The organism is Phaeobacter sp. JH204B, from assembly GCF_048055755.1.
Lineage (GTDB): Bacteria > Pseudomonadota > Alphaproteobacteria > Rhodobacterales > Rhodobacteraceae > Phaeobacter > Phaeobacter bryozoorum.
In genome coordinates this window covers 166,103-184,842 of the sequence record NZ_JAYMXF010000024.1, presented here as the reverse complement: position 1 = coordinate 184,842, position 18,740 = coordinate 166,103, and the positions used below count along the sequence as shown (strand labels likewise).

At 63.2% G+C, this 18,740-nt stretch carries 13 protein-coding genes; 5 read left to right on the top strand and 8 right to left on the bottom strand.

Annotated elements, in window-relative coordinates; translation table 11 throughout:
• Positions 1 to 536: 536 nt before the first annotated feature.
• Positions 537 to 1,199: a hypothetical protein gene (locus VXL81_RS14035; RefSeq protein ID WP_416554786.1), complete on the top strand. Its 663-nt coding sequence runs from the start codon at positions 537 to 539 to the stop codon at positions 1,197 to 1,199.
• An 81-nt stretch (positions 1,200 to 1,280) separates the two neighbouring features.
• Positions 1,281 to 3,857 (top strand): HWE histidine kinase domain-containing protein, encoded by a 2,577-nt coding sequence (locus VXL81_RS14030; protein ID WP_416535239.1) that lies wholly within the window; start codon positions 1,281 to 1,283, stop codon positions 3,855 to 3,857.
• Positions 3,858 to 3,943: 86 nt separating this feature from the next.
• On the opposite strand, the gene VXL81_RS14025 is transcribed toward VXL81_RS14030, so the two are convergent.
• The 8 genes from VXL81_RS14025 to VXL81_RS13990 all read right to left on the bottom strand — a co-directional run bounded on the left by VXL81_RS14025 (position 3,944) and on the right by VXL81_RS13990 (position 14,718).
• Complete coding sequence (locus VXL81_RS14025) at positions 3,944 to 7,159, bottom strand: 2Fe-2S iron-sulfur cluster-binding protein (protein WP_416554785.1); 3,216 nt, start codon at positions 7,157 to 7,159, stop codon at positions 3,944 to 3,946.
• 140 nt (positions 7,160 to 7,299) lie between these two features.
• Positions 7,300 to 8,082 (bottom strand): LamB/YcsF family protein, encoded by a 783-nt coding sequence (locus tag VXL81_RS14020; RefSeq protein ID WP_416554783.1) that lies wholly within the window; start codon positions 8,080 to 8,082, stop codon positions 7,300 to 7,302.
• Entirely contained in the window at positions 8,079 to 9,134 is a 1,056-nt protein-coding gene (locus VXL81_RS14015; RefSeq protein WP_416554781.1) for a biotin-dependent carboxyltransferase family protein, read from the bottom strand. Before VXL81_RS14015 ends, VXL81_RS14020 begins: the two co-directional genes overlap by 4 nt.
• The gene (locus VXL81_RS14010) at positions 9,131 to 9,883 is read right to left on the bottom strand and encodes a 5-oxoprolinase subunit B family protein (RefSeq protein ID WP_416535243.1); all 753 of its coding nucleotides are present in this window, start codon (positions 9,881 to 9,883) and stop codon (positions 9,131 to 9,133) included. The genes VXL81_RS14015 and VXL81_RS14010 overlap by 4 nt, the downstream gene beginning before the upstream one ends.
• 248 nt (positions 9,884 to 10,131) lie before the next feature.
• On the bottom strand, positions 10,132 to 10,911 hold the full coding sequence (locus VXL81_RS14005; protein WP_416554779.1) for a class II glutamine amidotransferase: 780 nt from the start codon (positions 10,909 to 10,911) through the stop codon (positions 10,132 to 10,134).
• Positions 10,911 to 12,380, bottom strand: a complete 1,470-nt coding sequence (locus tag VXL81_RS14000) for an aminotransferase class V-fold PLP-dependent enzyme (RefSeq protein ID WP_416554777.1) — start codon at positions 12,378 to 12,380, stop codon at positions 10,911 to 10,913. The genes VXL81_RS14005 and VXL81_RS14000 overlap by 1 nt, the downstream gene beginning before the upstream one ends.
• 191 nt (positions 12,381 to 12,571) lie before the next feature.
• Positions 12,572 to 13,915 (bottom strand): aspartate aminotransferase family protein, encoded by a 1,344-nt coding sequence (locus tag VXL81_RS13995; protein WP_416535245.1) that lies wholly within the window; start codon positions 13,913 to 13,915, stop codon positions 12,572 to 12,574.
• Positions 13,912 to 14,718, bottom strand: coding sequence for a 3-keto-5-aminohexanoate cleavage protein (locus tag VXL81_RS13990; RefSeq protein ID WP_416554775.1), 807 nt, complete (start codon positions 14,716 to 14,718; stop codon positions 13,912 to 13,914). The genes VXL81_RS13995 and VXL81_RS13990 overlap by 4 nt, the downstream gene beginning before the upstream one ends.
• Positions 14,719 to 14,959: 241 nt before the next feature.
• On the opposite strand from VXL81_RS13990, the gene VXL81_RS13985 reads away from it, so the two are divergent.
• The 3 genes from VXL81_RS13985 (at position 14,960) to VXL81_RS13975 (ending at position 18,698) form a co-directional block, all read left to right on the top strand.
• On the top strand, positions 14,960 to 16,357 hold the full coding sequence (locus tag VXL81_RS13985; protein WP_340546830.1) for an aspartate aminotransferase family protein: 1,398 nt from the start codon (positions 14,960 to 14,962) through the stop codon (positions 16,355 to 16,357).
• A 142-nt stretch (positions 16,358 to 16,499) separates the two neighbouring features.
• Complete coding sequence (locus VXL81_RS13980) at positions 16,500 to 17,081, top strand: GNAT family N-acetyltransferase (protein ID WP_416554773.1); 582 nt, start codon at positions 16,500 to 16,502, stop codon at positions 17,079 to 17,081.
• 141 nt (positions 17,082 to 17,222) lie between these two features.
• Positions 17,223 to 18,698 (top strand): PLP-dependent aminotransferase family protein, encoded by a 1,476-nt coding sequence (locus VXL81_RS13975; RefSeq protein ID WP_340546828.1) that lies wholly within the window; start codon positions 17,223 to 17,225, stop codon positions 18,696 to 18,698.
• Positions 18,699 to 18,740: the final 42 nt, after the last annotated feature.

Here is an 18,740-nt window from a genome sequence, read left to right as displayed (position 1 = left end):
ATGGCCGCAAGCGGTTTTTTGACATTTTCATGAAGTTTCCGGCAAAAAGTCATATTATCAAGCAATATCAGACTGTTACACATCCATATTCGACAGATTAACCCAGCTTCCGTGATCCATTCTGCCCGCAACCGCAGGCGCGATCTCCAAAGATCCCCCTGCTCAAATCTATATATAGAGGTACGCATGCCCGGGACCACTAAACGCCTGCCGACTCGCGCTCATCCGACTCGGTGTCTCAGCGCGTCACGCGCCCCGAGCACGGGACTCTCAGCGTAAAAAGTCCACGCCGCGGCCCCCGGCTCGCAAAATCGACCCGCGCCGCGAGGTCACTATAAAGGCTATGGCTTGTGTCGTCGCACCATCATAGGCTTTGGTGGAGCCGCAGCCGGGGCGGGGCGGCATCGGTCAGAACACTGGTCAATGTCCTCCTCATCGCCCGCCGACTGCGATGGAAGGCACGACCAGCCCGGGCCCGCTGATGCCTGGGCTGCCACGGAATCAACAGCGCAATCGCGGAACCAAGACAAAAGACGATGAGAGACCTTCCCCTATCCCAGTCGGCGCAGCGAGCGGCGGAGAGCCGTGCGTCAGCAGCCCCCCCGGCACCTGCCCCCGGCCAAGACGGAGCGCGTGCGACGAATGACGGTTTCCGCCACATGCTGCGCCGGATCACCCGTATGGAACATGACGCGACAGAGCGGGCCTTTGCCCCGTTTCATGAAAGCCCCCTGCCCCATCTCGCCTGGTTTCTCAGCTGTCAGCATACTGCGCTCTACGCGCTATCGCGGACCAGCGGCGGCCAGACCGGTCGCGCCAGCCCGCTGCTGGCAGCGCTGATCGACGCCCTGCGCGCGGATTGCGCCGCCATCGGGCGACAGCCGGCCGTCATTGCAGCGGATACGCCAGAGCTGCACCCCACAGCCGTCGACTATCTGGTGCTTGGCTCGCGCATGGGCAATGAGGTGCTGCGCCGCCGCCTGAGCGATGCCGCAGGACCGGGGGAGCTGCCTGACTATTTCAGACCGCGCGACCATCTGGCGCCATGGCGGGCAACATGCGATGATCTGGATCACCTCCCCCCCGATGGCGCGCTGGCGCATCGGATCGTGGCGGATACCCGCAAGGGCTTTGACCTTTTCCAGACCGCCGCCCGGCTTACACCGTTCGGCACCACGCCGATTGAATTACCCGCTTGATATATAAGACTGCTGAGAAGACTGCGCGGATCGGACAGCGCGCATGATATTGATAACATCCCAATAAAAAGGGCCTGTATAATGGCTTTGGAACAAACCGTTTCCACCACGACCCTGACCAACTGCGATCGCGAACCCATTCATCAACTGGGCCGGGTGCAATCCTATGGCGGGCTGATCGCCTTATCGACCGATTGGATCGTGCAGCATGCTTCGGAGAACCTGCAGGAAATCCTAGGCATCGCGGCTGAGGAGGCCATCGGCCAATCGCTGGCAGGGCTGATCACCGAGGCGGCCTTCAGCCGCATTCGCCGCAATCTGGGCGCCTTGGAAGCCCCTGACAGCAGCCTGCGCTTTTTCAACATCCCGCTGAAGACCGGCGTTCAGGCCTTTGATATCAGCATCCATCAGAGCGGGCGCCATCTGGTGGTGGAGTTCGAACCGAAGTTCGACCGCAGCGAGCGCGATGTGATGTCGGAGATCTATCCGCATTTCTCGCAGCTGCGCCGCGATGAGGGCATCGCCCGACTGGCGCAGGGGGCGGCACGGGGGCTGCAGGCGCTTTCCGGTTTCGACAGCGTGATGGTCTATCAGTTCCAGCCCGATCAGTCCGGCCAGGTCATTGCCGAGGTGCGCAGCGACCGGACCAAGAAATACGAAAACATGTTCTTTCCCGCCTCCGATATCCCGGTTCAGGCACGCGCGCTCTACAAACGCTCGCTGCTGCGGCTGATTGCGGATGTGGATGATGCCGGATCACCGATCACCCCCGCCTTCAAGATCGACGGCGCCCCCCTGGACCTGTCGCTGGCGGTGACGCGCGCCGTGTCGCCGATCCATCTGGAATATCTGCGCAACATGGGCGTGCGCGCCTCGATGTCGGTGTCGATCATGAAGGATGGCGAGCTTTGGGGGCTGTTTGCCTGCCACCACAATCGCCCGCGCTACATTGATTATGAGCGCCGCACCGCGATCGAGATGTTTGCCCATGTCTTCTCCTATGAGCTGAGCCAGTTCGAGACCAAGCAGCGCAGCCGCGAAGAAAAGAACATGAACCGGCTGCAAACGCAGCTGATGGCGATGCTGGCGGATGGCCGCCCGTTCAAGGACAGCCTGATATCGGTGTCCGAGGATATTCAGGACGTGATCCCGCATGACGGGCTGGTGCTCTACTCAGATGGCGACTTCCAGGCCACCGGCCTCACCCCGACCGCCGAGGAAACCCGGTCGCTGGCGCGGATGCTGGATCTGACCATCGGCACAACCGCCTTTTCCACCAACCAGCTGGAGAGCCTTCACGAACCCGCACGCGACTACATCGACCGCTGCGCAGGCATTCTGGCGATCCCGATCTCCAAACGCCCGCGCGACTATCTGATCCTGTGTCGGCGCAAGATCTCGCAGACCGTGGAATGGGCGGGGGATCCGACCAAACCGATGGAGGTCGGCCCCAATGGCGTGCGCCTTACCCCGCGCAAGAGCTTTGAGGCCTGGCAGGAAACCGTGGAATGGCGCAGTGTCCCCTGGGCAGAGGAAGCCCTTCACAGTGCCAATCTGCTGCGCACCGTGCTGCTGGAAATCTTCCTCAAGGTGACCGAGGCCGCCAATGCCGAACGGGCGCGGGCCGAGGAACAGCAGCAATTGCTGATCTCCGAACTCAACCACCGGGTCCGCAATATCCTCAACCTGATGCGCGGGCTGGTCACCCAGACCAAGGGAACGGCGCGCACGCTGACCGAATTTACCGACAATCTTGATGGCCGCATCCATTCGCTGGCACGCGCCCATGACCAGCTGACCAGCGAACAATGGGAGCCCGCCTCTCTGCGCGCCCTTATAACCTGCGAACTGGAGGCCTATACCACCGGGCGTCCTGATGAGGTGGTGATCAACGGTCCTGACGCGCTGATCTTGCCGACGGCGTTCACCACGCTGGCGCTTGTCCTGCATGAGCTGACCACAAACTCCGTCAAGCACGGCGCGCTCAGCAACGGGGTGGGCCGGGTCATCATCACCCTGAAGGAAGAAGACAGCGGCGCGCTTCTGATCGACTGGGTCGAACGGGGCGGGCCACCGGTTGCCCCTCCCTCGCGGCGCGGATTTGGCTCCTCGATCGTGGAGAATTCCATCCCGCATGAGCTGAAGGGCGATGCCAAGATCCAGTACAAGACCACAGGTCTTGAGGCATCGTTCCGCATTCCCACCCTCTACCTGCACAAGATCGTCGATGAGACAACTGTCGCCAAGACCACCATCACGGTGGATCCGGCCCAACAGGCCGCGCAGCTTCAGGGCAAGGCGCTGGTGGTTGAGGACAGTTTCATCATCGCCATGGATCTTACCGCAATGCTCGAAGATATGGGTTTCTTCGAGGTCGCCAGCGCCTCCTCCGTCGGCAAGGCGCTGGACGCACTGGCGGAGGGCGGCTTTGAGTATGCGGTGCTGGACGTCAATCTCGGCTCCGAACAATCGGTGCCGGTGGCCGAGGAGCTGGCCCGGCAGGGCATCCCCTTTGTGCTGACCACCGGCTATGGCGAGGTGCAGGATATCGTCGATATCTACCCGCCCTGCCCGATTGTGCAAAAACCGATCTCCGAAAGCGCGCTGGCCACGGCCCTGATCCGCGCAGGCGAGATGAAGGCCGCAAGGGATAGCTAAACCGCGACCTACCAGCACGATACGGGCCGCGCGATGTCACGCGCGGCCCGTTTTATTTGCGGTCGGCTGACGCCTCCGCGCAGCGCTCAGAGATCCACCTCGATCACGCCGCCCTTTTCTGCGGCCCGTGACTGGCACAGGATCACCGCGCCCTTGCGCTGCGCCTTGGACAGCACGAAATCGCGGTGTTCCACCTCGCCTGAAACCAGCCCGCATTTGCAAACACCACAGATGCCGTCGGAACATTTCACATCAATATGAATGCCGTTCTCCGCCAGCACATCGGTGGCAGTTTTCTCCGCAGGCACCAACACCTCACGCCCCGAGCGCGCCAGCTTCAGCGTGAAGTCGTGGTTTTCATACTCCGGCACCTCCGGCACCGAGAAATACTCAAGATGGCGCGCCTCCTCAGGGAAGCCCTGCCGCCCTGCTGCCTCCATCACCCCACTCATGTAGCGATCCGGCCCGCAGGTGTAGACATGCCAGCCGTCCTGGTACCCTGCCAGCAGCTGGTCCAGATCGGCGCGGCTGCCCTCATCCGAGACATGCACCCGCACATTGTCCGCCCAGCGCATCGCTGCAAGATCGTCGAGATAGCCTGCATCCTTGCGCGAGGGGACGGAGTAATGCAGCTCAAACGGCTGTCCCAACGTATGCAGACGATGCGCCATCGCAATCATCGGCGTGACACCAATTCCGCCCCCCATCAGGAAACTGCGGCTGGCCTCCTCCACCAGTGGGAAATGGTTGATCGGTTTGGAGATAAAGACCCGCCGTCCCTTGGTGAAGATCCGATGGAGCAGCTTCGATCCCCCTCGCCCCACATCCTCGCGCAACACCCCGATCTGATATTTCGACCGATCCGCCGGGTCACCGGACATGGAATACTGGCGCAGGAACTCCGGTGCCACCACGATGTCCAGATGCGCCCCCGCCGTCCATTCCGGCAGGGGGCTGCCGTCGAGGCTCTGGAACTCGTACTTGGTGACGCCATCGCTCATCACATCGACATTCGACACCTCCACCCGCAGAACCGGGCTGTCGCTGTCATTTGTATAAATGTGATCCCAATCGCCGGTCTCGCCGCGGGCGCGCCGTTCCTTGTATTCCTCGGCGGTGATCATCGCCTGATAGGCCTCGATCCCCGCCTCCCGGTCCATAGGAAACGGATAGGGCCAGGGATGCGGCGCCAGATGTGCGGGGTAAACCGCCAGCGTCTGATCCTCATAGCGCAGATCCAGATCCTTTTGCAGCGCGCGCGCATTGACCGGATGGCGCGTCGGGCGATAGCCGCCGTCCTCTTCCAGCTCCAGATCCCACCACCATTTCTTGGCCGGGTTCATCTCGCCATTGCCAACCATATCGTCAAGCTTGGCCAGCGCAGGCGCCGCCGCTGGCAAATTCATCGCCGCCCAGCGGAAGGGTTTTTCCTTGAATATCCCCTCCAGATTCCAGGGGCAGGTTTTCATACACCGCCCGCACATCGCCCCGCCGGGCGTGGTGATCCGGTAGGTGGTGCATTTCTGACTGTCCGACTTCCAGATCTCATAGCCATTGAACATCAGCTTCGGCCCCGCGGTGATGGCGCCCGACGGGCATTCGCGGGCACATTTGTTGCAAGCCTCGCAAAACGCCTGCAGGCCAAAATCGATCGGCTTGTCATGCGCCATCGGCATATCGGTGGTGACAACCCCAGACTTCAGGCGCGGTCCGAGGAAGGGATTCAGGATCACCTCACCAATCCGGCTCACCTCCCCCAGCCCCGACAACAGCAGCAGCGGCGGTTGCAACACCTCACCATCCATCACCGTATGGGCCTTCGCCTTGTAGCCAAGGTTGCGGATCTGGCGCGCAATCACACCGCCCAGCAACGAAAACCGCAGATAGGCCCGCATGGACTGCGCCACTGCAATCCAGTCGTCCCCCGAGGTGCCCTCGGTGGTGTCAAAGCCCTGATCGACAATCATCGAAATCGCCTGATCATGTTCCGGGTGGATCTCGGCGCCGGTGGCGTCATGGCTGTACCAGGTCCACTCCGGGCAGCGGCTGATCCCCACCGCATCAATCCCCAGCCAATAGCTCGCCGCCTTGATGTTGGCCGCATTGCGCTCCGCATCCGTGGGGCGCGGTGCCTGCGTGGTCGGCGCACCATCCTGCAACAGCACAAAGGCCCCCAGCATCCGCCGCTGCGCCATCGAAGGCGCGGCCTTGCGCACGTAGAACCCACCAGTTGCGGCCTGCTGATTGGTCTTGCCCATATCGCCGAACTGGCTGCGGGCAAACATGTCGGCGCGTTTGGGCACCCGCGCCACCCGCGCCTCGTCAATATAGGTGGTGGGATCCTCCACCCGCTTCAGCGTTTCAAACGGATGCGGGCCATCGCGAAAATCGCGGCGGGCAAAGGGGTCGCCATTCAGCGCTGAGCGTTCGGACCCGATCCCCAGCCACCATTTCGGCCCCTTCACCTGCATCACCGGTTGCAGATCCTGCGGCAACAGCGGCTTGTCCTGCGCCATGTCGAAATCGGTGGTTACAACCGCAACGCCAAACCGTGTCCCTAGATAGGGGTTCACCAGCTTGCCATCCTCAACCGTCGCAAGCCCCGCCGCAACGGTCAGCTGATTGAGATCCACATCCGCCGACGTCCCGGTATGCGCCTTGGCATCCCAGCCCAGCAGGCGAATGTAATTTGCCAGCACCACCGCCGTTTCCGAGGCCCGCAGACAGGCGCGGTGCCGCTCTGCCCCGTCCAGCCAGTCACACCCCGCCTCATCCGGGCGCGGGTCGCGCGGCATCTCGTAGAGAAACACAATCGAATGGGTGTGATCGCCAATGGTGGTCGGCGGTGCCTCCATCGCGTCCCGCAGATCTGCCATGATCATATCGATGCCAGAGGCCAGCGTTTTGGTCTGGCGCGTTTTCAGATCTTGGGCCAGCCGCTCGATATCTGGGTTACTATAGGGCACATCCAGCCGGGCAGAGCCAGGCATCGGACCGATCCCCACCATCGCCGCATCGCTGAAATAGCCAAAGGCCTTGATGTGATCGGCCCGCTCCTGCGGATCGCTCGGGCAGTCAGCCTGTGCCTTGTTGACCAGCCCGTCGCGGATCGCATCCATCATCGCCTGATATTCGCCCATCGCATTGACGATAGAGGCAGGCATATCGGGCCGGGCAAAACTCAGCCGTTGAAATGGCGGCACCGCCGTCAGATCCGGCATCACCCCGGGCTGCAACCGCTCCATCGGAAAGGGGCCCAGATGTATGGGGCGTGAGCGGGTCGAGAACAGACGAAGAGGCATGGCAGAGACCTGATACAGGGATGGGCTGCCACAGGTTTACTCCAGAAATCGGAGATTGGAATAGGCTCCAACATCCAATTTATATAATCAGCGGTATAAACTACTGATATACATCAAAATTATTCACATCCAATTTCACATCACCCTGCCTGACCGCGTCGGCCCTCAAAGGCACGGATAGCGATTCCACCATCAGAGAGCGACTGGCGCACCGAACGGGCCAGCTGCACCGCCGTGGGCGTGTCGCCATGCAGGCAGATGGTGTCGATGGCCGTGGGAATGCGGGCGCCACTCTCCGTGATGATGGCGCCTTCCTCGACCATCTTCAGGATCCGTGGTCCCGCAATCTCCGGGTCATGGATCACCGCGCCGGGCCGCGACCGGTCCACCAGCGTGCCATCGTCATTATAGGCCCGGTCGGCAAAGATCTCACCGCACCAGTTGCAGCCCAGCTCGCGCACCACCTCCTCCATGGCGGTGGCGGCCAGCACCATGATGATCAGATCCGGGTCCAGATCCAGCGCCGCCTCATAGCAGGTCCGCGCCATGCCGTGATCGACGCAGGCCATATTCGACAGGGCGCCATGCAGCTTCAGATGGCGCACCTCGGTGCCCGCTGCCCGCGCCATGCCCTGCGCTGCGCCCAGCTGGTAGCGGATCAGATTGGCCAGCGTATCCTGCGGCACCTGCATCTTGCGGCGACCAAACCCCTGCAAATCATCGAAACCGGGATGCGCGCCGATCCCGACGCCATGATCCCGCGCCAGTGCCATGGTCGCGGCCATCACATCCGGGTCGCCCGCATGAAACCCGCAGGCAATATTGGCCGAGGAGACCACGTCAAGCAGGGCTGCATCATCGCCCATCGTCCAAGGTCCAAAGCTTTCGCCCATATCGGCGTTCAGATCGACGGTTTTGCTCATGTCTCGGCTCCAGGCTCATCTCGGGGTTCAAAAGGATCCGCTGCGGCGGAAACCATGCCACCAATCAACTGATAGGACAGAAGGTCAGCCATATCAGCCGGATCGCGCAGCAACGGTCGGCAGGCAGAGGGAAGCCGCGCCAGCGCCGCGTCATGCGCCGCCTGCTGCGCCAGCCCTTCGGCCAGCGACACCCAGCGAAACCGCAGCACAGCCCCAGCCGCCGCCTGAACCGCCCGCGACAGATCACAGGGCAGAACCGTACCGATCCGGGGATAGCCGCCGGTGGTCTGCGCCTCGCGCAGCAGCAGGAACGGGCGGCCATCGCCGGTCATCTGCACATCGCCCGGCACGATGACCTCCGACAGCACGTTCAGCTGCCCCGCTGCGGCAAACCCCTCGCCCTCGGACATCAGTTGCAGCGCCATGCGGCTGGCGCGCCGCCCCGGCGTGAACGGCGTCTCGGCAAAGCGCCGACGCACCGCCGGGTCAAAAAGATCGGACTGGAAACTCTCGACCAGCCGCAGCTCGCCGCCGGAGAACCGATCCGCCACATCAAGGCAAAGCCCGGTCACCCGCCGCGCCGCCGGCGTCGTCTCCTCGCCAACCGGCAGGATATCGCCCTCGGCCAGCGGCGCGCCAAGGGCTGCCACCAGATGCGTCGACCGTCCGCCCAGCCGCTGTGGTGTGGCCAATCCGCCGCCCAGATGCAGATAGCCATAGACGCCGCGCCGGGCCGCGCCAATCTCCAGCCGCTGCCCCGGTTCAATTCTGTGCGAGCCGTTCCAGACCAGCGGCGCACCATCCAGCGTAGCCTGCATCTCGGCGCCGGTCAGAGCAATCCGCATGGGTTCGGTTGCCTCGAACAGCCCGCCCATGCCGGCCATCTCCAGCGCCGCCAACCCGGCATCCTGCCGCAGCAGCGCCGCGCCCTCGACGAGCGCCAGCCGATCCGCCGCGCCGCCCTGCGACAGCCCCTGCCCGATATAGCCAACCCGTCCGCCGTCCTGCACCGTGCAGGAGGGACCGATCCGCAGAACCCGCAGCGTTCTCATGCCGAAACCTCGCTGACAATGGCTCCGCCCTGCGGCGCACCGGTCTCGCGCAGACGCAGGAACTCGGCCGTTCCGACCGGCTCGAACTGCAACTCATCCCCCGCCCGCAGCGCAAATGGATCGGCGGCTTCGGGTTGAAACAGCGTCAGGCCAGTCTGCCCGACATGGCGCCAGCCGGTCGGTGACGCGGTCGAAAACAGGACGAACTGGCGGATCGCAAGCACCAGCGCCCCGACCGGCACCTGAGGGGTGACTTCGCTCTGGCGCGGGATGTCCCAATGTTCGCCCAAAGTGCCCAGATAGGGCTGCCCGGGGGCAAATCCGATGGTCAGCACCCTGACCCGCGCCGCGCCCAGCTCGTCAATCGCCGCCTGTTCGCTCAGGCCCGCCAGATCCGCCGCCTCGGCCAGCTGCGGCGCAAGCTCGGTCCCATAGACCGTGGGCACCCGCCAGAACCGCCGCCCCTGCGGCAAGGGCGCTTGGCGCCAGTCCCGTGTCTGCAACAGATCCGCCAGCGCCGCGTGCAAACGCTCATGCGGCAGCTCTGCCGGGTCAAACCGCACAAAGACCGAGGCCAGCGATGTCGCGGTTTCCACCACGCCGCTCAGCGCCAGATCGTCGACCGCACCCCGAAAGGCCAGCGTGGCGCGATTGGTGGCCTCATCCAGCTGATCGCCAAAGCTGACCAGCATACCGGACAGCCCGACATTTCGGATCAACGGGTAGGTGGGTGATCCCTCACGCGACATGGTTCCTCCGACACAGGTCCGGGCGCCGGACCACCCCTGCCGGGCGGCTCAGCTATCCCCGTCCATTTTCGCCACAGGGTTGCGCTGCATCGTAGGGATAGTCAACCGGCCTCTTCCCGCGATCCCCCTGATATATCGGAGGGCGGGCAGAGGCCCAGTTTAGGGGCCAGTCAAAAGCCCGGTCAAAGGCTCAGTTACAGGCAAGATCTGAGACCCGTCAGAGCCCCCGCTCTGACCCGCCCGGATGGCTACGCCGCCAGCGCCGCCGTGAACGGCAGCTCGACAACCCGCCCCCCTTCGACGACCAGCGCACGGTTCGGCTGCACCTCGATCCAGTTCCGGGTGTCGCTGTCCAGCGGCTCGGAGGTGACAATCACCCCCTCATCGTAGATCCGGTAATAGAGGCTCGGTGCGTATTGATCAGAGGCATAGCGCGCCGCAAAAAGCCGGGTACCATCGGACCAGCAGGCGCCAAACCGCATATGCGGCGTGGTGCCATGATCGCGCGACACCGCTTCGACCTGCTGTACCGCCGCCGCCACCGCGTCAATCGGATCCTCATCAAGGCCAAGCCCAAGCGCGATCAGGAAAATCGCCTCACTCTCGGTGCCGCCCAGACGGTGATCGTAGAAAGCATCCGGGATCATCGTATCCAGCCGCTTGCGGAACATCATATGCCCGCCGGCCTGACCATTGTGCATGAAGCTCCATTTGCCACTGGCAAACGGATGGCAGTTGTTGCGCGAGGTCGCGGTCCCGGTCGAGGCGCGCACATGCGCCAGAAACAGCCCGGTCTTGGTGTGGCGCGAAATCTGCGCCAGATTTGGATCGGACCAGGCCGGATGGGTATCCTTGTACAGACAGGGTTCGGGCCGGTCCGAATACCAGGCCATACCAAACCCATCAGCATTGATCGGCGTCTTGCAGATCAGCGCGTTACGGCACTGATGCACCAGCGAATGTTCCGGTACGAACACCAGATCCTCAAGATAGCGCGGGGCCCCGTTCCAGGCGAGCAGACGGCACATTATGCCACCTTCGGCGCAAAGCGCGCGGTAGAGACATCGACGTTATAGCCCTCGCAGAACCGCTGCGGATCCTGCGCCAGGTCCCGCACCGCATGGATGATCGCATCGGCTTTCTCATCGCTCAGCGTGGCGGAGAAGTTGAGCCGCGTCCAACCGGGCTTCTCGATCTCCTTGCCACCCAGAATGGCCGCCCGCATGGCGCGGGACTGCACCTGCCCGATGTTCAGCAGCCGATGCGCATAAGGTCCGGCACAGGCGCAGCCGCCGCGGGCCTGAACGCCATAGTGATCCGACAGCATCCGGGTGAACAGCTGCTGGTGGATCGGCGCGCCGGTCTCGGGATCCTGCACCTGAAACGAAAAGATCGGCAGCTTCTGCTTGGCGTTCGGATTGCCAAGGATTTGCAGATTGGGCAGATCCTGCCAGGCCGCCAGCGCCCGCTGGCGCAGCTCTTCCTGCCGCCGGTCCATAAACGCCTGACCCATCGCCTCCTTGACCAGCAGGCAGAGCGCGACGCGGATATCGCCCACCACATTGGGCGTGCCGGCCTCTTCTCGGGCGGCAAGATCCTCGGCGTAGTCATGCTGCCAGGGCGAGACGAATTTCACCGTGCCGCCACCGGGCAGCGTCGGGCGTGTGCTGGCCACTGCCGCCTTGCGCAGGATCATCACGCCGGATGCCCCCGGCCCGCCCAGGAATTTATGGGCGGAAAATACAATCGCATCCTTCTCGGCATCGGTACCCGCCGCCATATCCATCGGCAGATAGGGGCCACCGCCCGCATAATCCCAGACCACCCGCGCGCCGTACCGGCGCAGCAACCGGCTGACCCCATCGGTGTCGGTGACAATCCCCGTCACGTTGGAGGCCGCTGAAAACGCTCCCACGATCAGGCGGTCGCCGCCTGCCGCCCCCTGCAAGACCGCCTCCAGCTCCGCCATGTCCGGCCCACCCTCGGCCGCTTCGGCAATCTCCACCACCTCGGCGCCGCTTTCGCGCCAGGGCAGGATGTTTGAGTGATGTTCATAAGGGCCAAGGATCACCAGCGGCCGCTGCCCCGCCGCCACCGCGCCGGACACCCCCAGCAGATGCACCAGCCGGTTCAGACCCGCCGTTGCACCCGATCCGGTAAACACCGTGGCAAAGCGATCATCGGCGCCGCAGATCCGCGCAATCGTCTGCCGTGCCGCGCCACGCAGCCGGGTCATGAAGCTGCCGCAATAAGACGCCTCGGTGTGACTGTTGGCATAGAACGGAAGCACCTCCGTCAGAACGAAGTCCTCAATCTGCCGCAGGGCGCGGCCAGAGGCGACATAATCGGCGTAGATCATCTTGACCGGCCCATTTGGCCCCGGCAGCTCGGCCCCCTCACCAATGACACCCGCACGCAGGCGCTCCAGACAATCCGCCCCGGCAAGTGATGCGCGAAAGCGATCAAGAAGGTTGGCAGGGGCGATATCTGTGGTCATTTGATCGGTCCTCTTGGAGTTATGCAGAGATACTACCAAGAAGATATGAAGAAACATCACTCATATACTGCGTGAGCACATCATTCTTTTCACGGAATGATCTCAAAACCTACCAGTCCGCCGATCAAAACCTGCGCAATCCGGCTACGACCCACCAACGTGATCGCCAAACGACCGAGTCGCCCGCGATCTCACCCGGTTCCAGAGCCCGAAGCAGGCAGAACCTGCGCCAGCGCAATCTTCAGCTTGTCAGTGATCTCGCCGATCTGATCCTGCGTCAGGATGAAGGGCGGCGCGAGCAGGATATGATCGCCGTTGCGCCCATCCCGCGTGCCCGCCATCGGATAGCAGATCAGCCCGGCCTCGAACGCGGCCTTCTTCAGCTTGCCCGCAATACCTAGGCCGGGATCAAAGGGCGTCTTGCTCTCCCGGTCGGCCACCAGCTCGATCCCGCGGAACAACCCGCGCCCGCGCAGATCGCCAACATGAGGATGCTGGCCAAAGGCCTCGACCAATGCGCCATGCAATGTCTCGCCCATCTCGGCGCTGCGCTGCACCAGCCCGCGATCCAGCAGCGCCCGCACCACTGCCAGCCCCGCCGCCGTTGCCACCGGGTGCCCGATATAGGTGTGGCCGTGCTGGAAAAACCCGCTGCCGCCTTCAATGGCGTCATAGATCCGGCGGCTGCACAGCATCGCGCCAATCGGCTGATAGCCAGCGCCCAGCCCCTTGGCGATACAGAGGATATCGGGCGCAACACCATCCGCCTCGCAGGCAAACAGATGCCCGGTGCGCCCCATGCCGCACATCACCTCATCCAGAATGAGCAACACGCCATATTGGTCGCAGATTTCGCGGATACGCTTGAAATAGCCCTCAACCGCAGGCACCGCGCCGGATGTCGCCCCCACCACAGGCTCCGCCATGAAGGCCATGACCGTCTCGGGCCCAAGCCGCAGGATCTCCGCCTCCAGCTCATTGGCGACACGCTGGCCATAGTCATAGCTGCGCTCGCCGTCGCCCCGATCGACATATTCATAGCAGGGCGCGATATGCGAAATATCAATCAGCAGCGGCGCAAACTGCTGGCGTCGCCATTCATTGCCGCCCGCCGCCAGCGCCCCCAGCGTGTTGCCGTGATAGCTCTGCCTGCGCGCGATCACGTGACGCCGCGCGCTGTCGCCGCGCTCCAGATGATACTGCCGCGCCAGCTTGATCGCGGCCTCGGTCGCCTCGGATCCGCCAGAGACGAAATAGACCCGGTCCAGATCCCCCGGCGCCTGTGAAATCAACAGATCCGCCAGCGCCTCGGCCGGTTCCGAGGTCATGAACCCGGTATGGGCAAAGGCCAGCTGGCCCACCTGCGCCTGCACGGCTGAAATCACCTCGGCATCGGAATGCCCCAGACAGGACACCGCCGCGCCGCCGGAGCCATCGAAATAGCGTTTGCCATTGGCATCAATCAGATAACAGCCATCGCCCCCAACGGCAGTGGGCAGATTGGCCTTGGTGTGGCGCGGAAAAACATGGCTCATGGCTGAGCTCCTTGATCATTGAAAACAGAGCGCGCACAAGGCAGATGCCCCGCCGCACCGGCACGTTCGACAAAAGCCGCGACAGAGGCCGCGTTGTCAGAATACTCCGAACCGTCCGCAGCCTGGGTATTGTTTTCAAACCCGATCCGCAGCCGCCCCCCGGCCTCAAGCCCTGCCAGCAGGCAATCATGTTCCCTATGGCCAAAAGCGCAGAGCCCCCAGTCCAAATCCAGATCCACAGTTGCCGCCAGAAACGGGCGCAGCTCCGACGGATGGGCCAGACGCGGCGGCGCGTAGCGGCCCAGAACGAATATCGCTGACCGCATCGCTGCGGGAATCCGCCCCGCAGCATAGCCCGCCCGCAGCAGGGCCACACAGTTCAGGTCATAAAGGATATGCTGCACCTGTGTCCCGGCCTCGGCGCAGATCGCATAGGCCCGCGCCGCCAGATCCGCATCGCGTGCCAGCTCCCGCACCGAGATCGAGGCCGCCGCCGGACGCAGCGCCTCCAGACAGGCCAGCTGATCGGCCACGTCAAAAATCCCGGCACTCTCGGTGGTAATCTGGATCGCCATGCCCGGCGCGGCCTCGGCCACCGCCGCCATCGCCTCCCGGTAGCGCGCGGCATCCAGCGAATGCCCCCCGTCCCGGTCGCGCACATGCAGATGCAGCGCATCCGCCCCGGCGCGCTGACAGGTCGCCGCCGTCGCAGCAATCTCGGCCGTGCGCAACGGCAGCCCTGCATGATCCGCCTGCTGCCGCCGTGCCCCATTGGGGGCCACCATCAGATGATATGTCGTCAACGCGTCGCTCCGCCTGTGTCCTGCACCGATCTGGCGCATAACAACACACGTTCTCAATCCGGCAATTCCAGAACATATGTTTTTTACAGAACTCATCCGCCAGCTCCGCGTCTGGAGCTAAATTGCGCCGACAACTGGACCTAGAGCAAAACGTAAATATAGCGTTTCGTAGTGACAGGGCGAGTCTGGCCAGCCGACCGGTGGCGGATCGCATTTTCGAACAACTTGGAAAGGGCATGTCATGGATGGCACGTTCAATGAAAACGACCTGAGCCGGGTCATCGCCGCCGACAAGGCCAACGTCTGGCATCACCTGATCCAGCACAAACCGTTTGAGGAAAACGACCCCCGCATCATCGTCGAGGGCAAGGGTATGCGGGTCTGGGACCAGAACGGCAAGGAATGGCTCGATGCCGTCTCCGGCGGTGTCTGGACCGTCAACGTCGGCTATGGCCGCGAGGAGATCGCCAAGGCGGTCTACGATCAGCTGATGAAACTCTGCTATTTTGCCCAGTCGGCAGGGTCCATCCCCGGTGCGCTGTTCGCCGAGAAGCTGATCTCGAAAATGCCGGGGATGAGCCGGGTTTATTACAACAACTCCGGCTCCGAGGCGAATGAGAAAGCCTTCAAGATGGTGCGCCAGATCGCGCACAAGAAATACGGCGGCAAGAAAACCAAGATCCTCTACCGCGACCGCGACTACCACGGCTCGACCCTCGCGACGATGTCCGCAGGCGGTCAGGAAGAGCGCAATATGCAATACGGCCCCTTCGCGCCCGATTTCGTGAAGGTTCCCCACTGCATGGAATACCGCAAGCACGAGCTGGGTCTGGAGCATCTCTCCGGCAAGGAGTTCGGCATTGCCGCCGCCAACCTGATCGAAGAGGTCATCCTGCGCGAAGGCCCCGACACCGTCGGCGCGCTCTGCCTTGAACCGGTGACCGCAGGCGGCGGCGTCATTGAGGCGCCCGAAGGCTACTGGCCGCGCGTGCAGGAGATCTGCAAACAGTACGACATCCTCTTGCACATCGACGAAGTGGTCTGTGGCGTTGGCCGCACCGGCACCTGGTTCGGCTATCAGCACTACGGCATCCAGCCTGATTTCGTGACCATGGCCAAAGGTGTGGCCTCCGGCTATGCCGCGATTGCCTGCCTTGTCACCACCGAGGAGGTCTTCAACATGTTCAAGGATGACGCCAGTGATCCGATGAACTACTTCCGCGATATCTCCACCTTTGGCGGCTGCACCGCCGGCCCTGCGGCCGCGCTGGTCAATATGCAGATCATCGAGGACGAGAACCTGCTCGACAATTGCACCGCCATGGGCGCGCGGATGAAGGCCAACCTCGAGGCGTTGATGGAGAAACATCAGGTCATCGGCGATGTCCGCGGCAAGGGTCTGTTCCTCGGTGCCGAACTGGTCGCGGACCGCGAGACCAAGGAACCGGTGGACGAGAAACTGGCGCAGGCGGTTGTGGCTGAATGTGGCAATCAGAACGTCATCATCGGCGTGACCAACCGCTCCATTCCGGGCAAGAACAACACCCTGTGCTTCAGCCCCGCGCTGATCGTCACGCCGGAAGACGTGGACAAGATCACCGACGCGGTGGATGTGGCCCTGACCAAGGTGTTTGGCTGATCACCCCCCAGCAGGCCTGATAAGTCAGGTCTGACAGACCGGTCCAATCTGGCCTGATCGAAAAATCCAAAGGTGGCCCTTACCACAGGGCCACCTTTTCTGCATCTCTGGGTCGGATGTTTCAGATCAAAGGTGCGCAATCATGTGGGCGTCTCCCCTGCCGCTGACGGGCAAGACCGTCAGCCTCACCCCGCTTCTGCCCGATCACGCCAGCGATCTGGCAGAAGCCGCCGCCGACGGTGACCTGCACCGGCTGTGGTACACGACAGTGCCCGCACCGCAGGATATCGGGGCCGAAATCAGCCGTCGTCTTGCCCTGCAACAGAGCGGCAAAATGGCCCCCTTCGCCGTGCTGGATCAGACAGGTCGCGCGGTCGGCATGACCACCTATATGAACATCGACGCCGCCAACCGCAGGCTGGAAATCGGCTCCACCTGGTATCGCAGATCGGTGCAGCGCAGCGGGATCAACACCGAATGCAAACGGCTGCTGCTCACCCATGCGTTTGAAACGCTCGGGGCCATCGCGGTGGAGTTCCGCACCCATCGCCTCAACCGCCAGAGCCGGGCCGCCATCGAACGGCTCGGCGCGCAGCTCGACGGGATCCTGCGGGCGCATATGATACTGGCCAATGGCACCCTGCGCGACACCGCCGTCTATTCCATCACCGCCGCCGAATGGCCCACGATCCGCGCCCACCTGCTACATCTGTCAGACAGGTAACCCGGCCCAGTACGGACGATCCGCTTTCTCACCATCACCATCATCACGGGCCAGACGCGGCGGCTGGGTTTTCCTCCGCAAGCGTGCAAAAAACACGTAGGTCCAGATTGCACCCCATTTATGTCCAGCCTACAGTGATTCATGGCTATCTCTGTCGACACCTTCTTTCTGAACCCCGACGCGCAAGGCACCCTGCAGGCGCAGATCCAGGAAATGATTGCCGAGGGCATTCTCTCCGGTCGCCTGCGGGTCGGGGAAAAACTGCCGTCCTCGCGCAAACTCGCCGCGCATCTGGGCATCAGCCGCATCACCGTGACGCTGGCCTACACAGAGCTGCTGGCCAATGATTACCTGATCTCCAGAGGGCGGTCGGGCTATTATGTCTCTGAAAACGCGCCGGTGCCGCCCAGCTATGCGCCCTCGCAGAAATCGGCCGATACGGTCGACTGGGCCTCCACCATCGTCGGCAACTACTGCGGCGGCGATACGCCCCGCAAACCGCAGAACTGGCGCGACTACCGCTATCCCTTCATCTACGGGCAGGCCGATGCCACGCTGTTTGACCACGCCAACTGGCGGCTCTGTGCCCTGCGCGCGCTGGGGCAAAAGGATTTTGCGGCCCTGACCAACGACTATTTCGATCAGGACGACCCGCTTCTGGTGGAATATATCGCCCGCCATACCCTGCCCCGGCGCGGCATCTCTGCCCGGCCCGAGGAGATCCTGATCACCCTTGGCGCCCAGAACGCGCTCTGGCTGGTGACCCAGCTGCTGCTGGGACCGGGCCGCAAGGCCGCGCTTGAGGATCCGACCTACTACACCTTGCGCGATCAGCTGGTCTATCGCGGCTGCCAGATCGACTGCCTGCCGGTGGATCACGACGGGCTGCCCCCGGATGCCATTCGCGATGACACCGATGTCATCTTCACCACCCCCAGCCACCAGAGCCCGACAACCGCCACCATGCCGATGGCGCGGCGCAAGCAGCTGCTGGAACGCGCCCGCGAGATCGACGCGGTGATTGTCGAAGACGATTATGAGTTTGAAATGTCCTTCCTCGGCGCGCCCTCCCCCGCGCTGAAGTCGCTCGATGCCGATGGCCGGGTGGTCTATGTCGGCAGCTTCTCCAAATCGCTCTTTCCGGGGCTGCGCCTTGGCTATCTGGTCGGCTCCGAGCCATTTATCCGTCAGGCCCGCGCGCTGCGCGCCAATGTGCTGCGCCACCCGCCCGGCCATGTGCAGCGCACCGTGGCCTATTTCCTGTCGCTCGGCCATTACGACGCCCAGATCCGCCGCATGGCCAAGGTGCTGCATGACCGCCGCTGCGTGATCGAAACGGCGGTGACCGATCACGGGCTCAGCGTCGCCGGGGTCGGCGTCTACGGCGGCTCTTCCCTCTGGATGCGGGCCGAGGATCACGTGGATACTGCGGTTGTTGCCCGATCGCTGGTTGAAAAAAGCGTCCTGATCGAACCCGGCGCGCCCTTCTTTGCCGCCGAACACCGCAAACAGAACTATTACCGGCTGGGCTATTCCTCGATCCCGTCCAGCCGGATCGAGCCGGGTCTGGCGCTGCTGGCCGATGCCCTGCGCCCCTGCCGCGCAAAGGCAGGCTAGCCCTGCAAGGCAATCCCACCCGGACCGCCCCAAAGCCTGCCC

Coding starts and splice junctions, on each gene's coding strand:
- VXL81_RS14035 (WP_416554786.1), top strand. CDS start 537: ATGAGAGACCTTCCCCTATCCCAGTCGGCGCAGCGAGCGGCGGAGAGC.
- VXL81_RS14030 (WP_416535239.1), top strand. CDS start 1,281: ATGGCTTTGGAACAAACCGTTTCCACCACGACCCTGACCAACTGCGAT.
- VXL81_RS14025 (WP_416554785.1), bottom strand. CDS start 7,159: ATGCCTCTTCGTCTGTTCTCGACCCGCTCACGCCCCATACATCTGGGC.
- VXL81_RS14020 (WP_416554783.1), bottom strand. CDS start 8,082: ATGAGCAAAACCGTCGATCTGAACGCCGATATGGGCGAAAGCTTTGGA.
- VXL81_RS14015 (WP_416554781.1), bottom strand. CDS start 9,134: ATGAGAACGCTGCGGGTTCTGCGGATCGGTCCCTCCTGCACGGTGCAG.
- VXL81_RS14010 (WP_416535243.1), bottom strand. CDS start 9,883: ATGTCGCGTGAGGGATCACCCACCTACCCGTTGATCCGAAATGTCGGG.
- VXL81_RS14005 (WP_416554779.1), bottom strand. CDS start 10,911: ATGTGCCGTCTGCTCGCCTGGAACGGGGCCCCGCGCTATCTTGAGGAT.
- VXL81_RS14000 (WP_416554777.1), bottom strand. CDS start 12,380: ATGACCACAGATATCGCCCCTGCCAACCTTCTTGATCGCTTTCGCGCA.
- VXL81_RS13995 (WP_416535245.1), bottom strand. CDS start 13,915: ATGAGCCATGTTTTTCCGCGCCACACCAAGGCCAATCTGCCCACTGCC.
- VXL81_RS13985 (WP_340546830.1), top strand. CDS start 14,960: ATGGATGGCACGTTCAATGAAAACGACCTGAGCCGGGTCATCGCCGCC.
- VXL81_RS13980 (WP_416554773.1), top strand. CDS start 16,500: ATGTGGGCGTCTCCCCTGCCGCTGACGGGCAAGACCGTCAGCCTCACC.
- VXL81_RS13975 (WP_340546828.1), top strand. CDS start 17,223: ATGGCTATCTCTGTCGACACCTTCTTTCTGAACCCCGACGCGCAAGGC.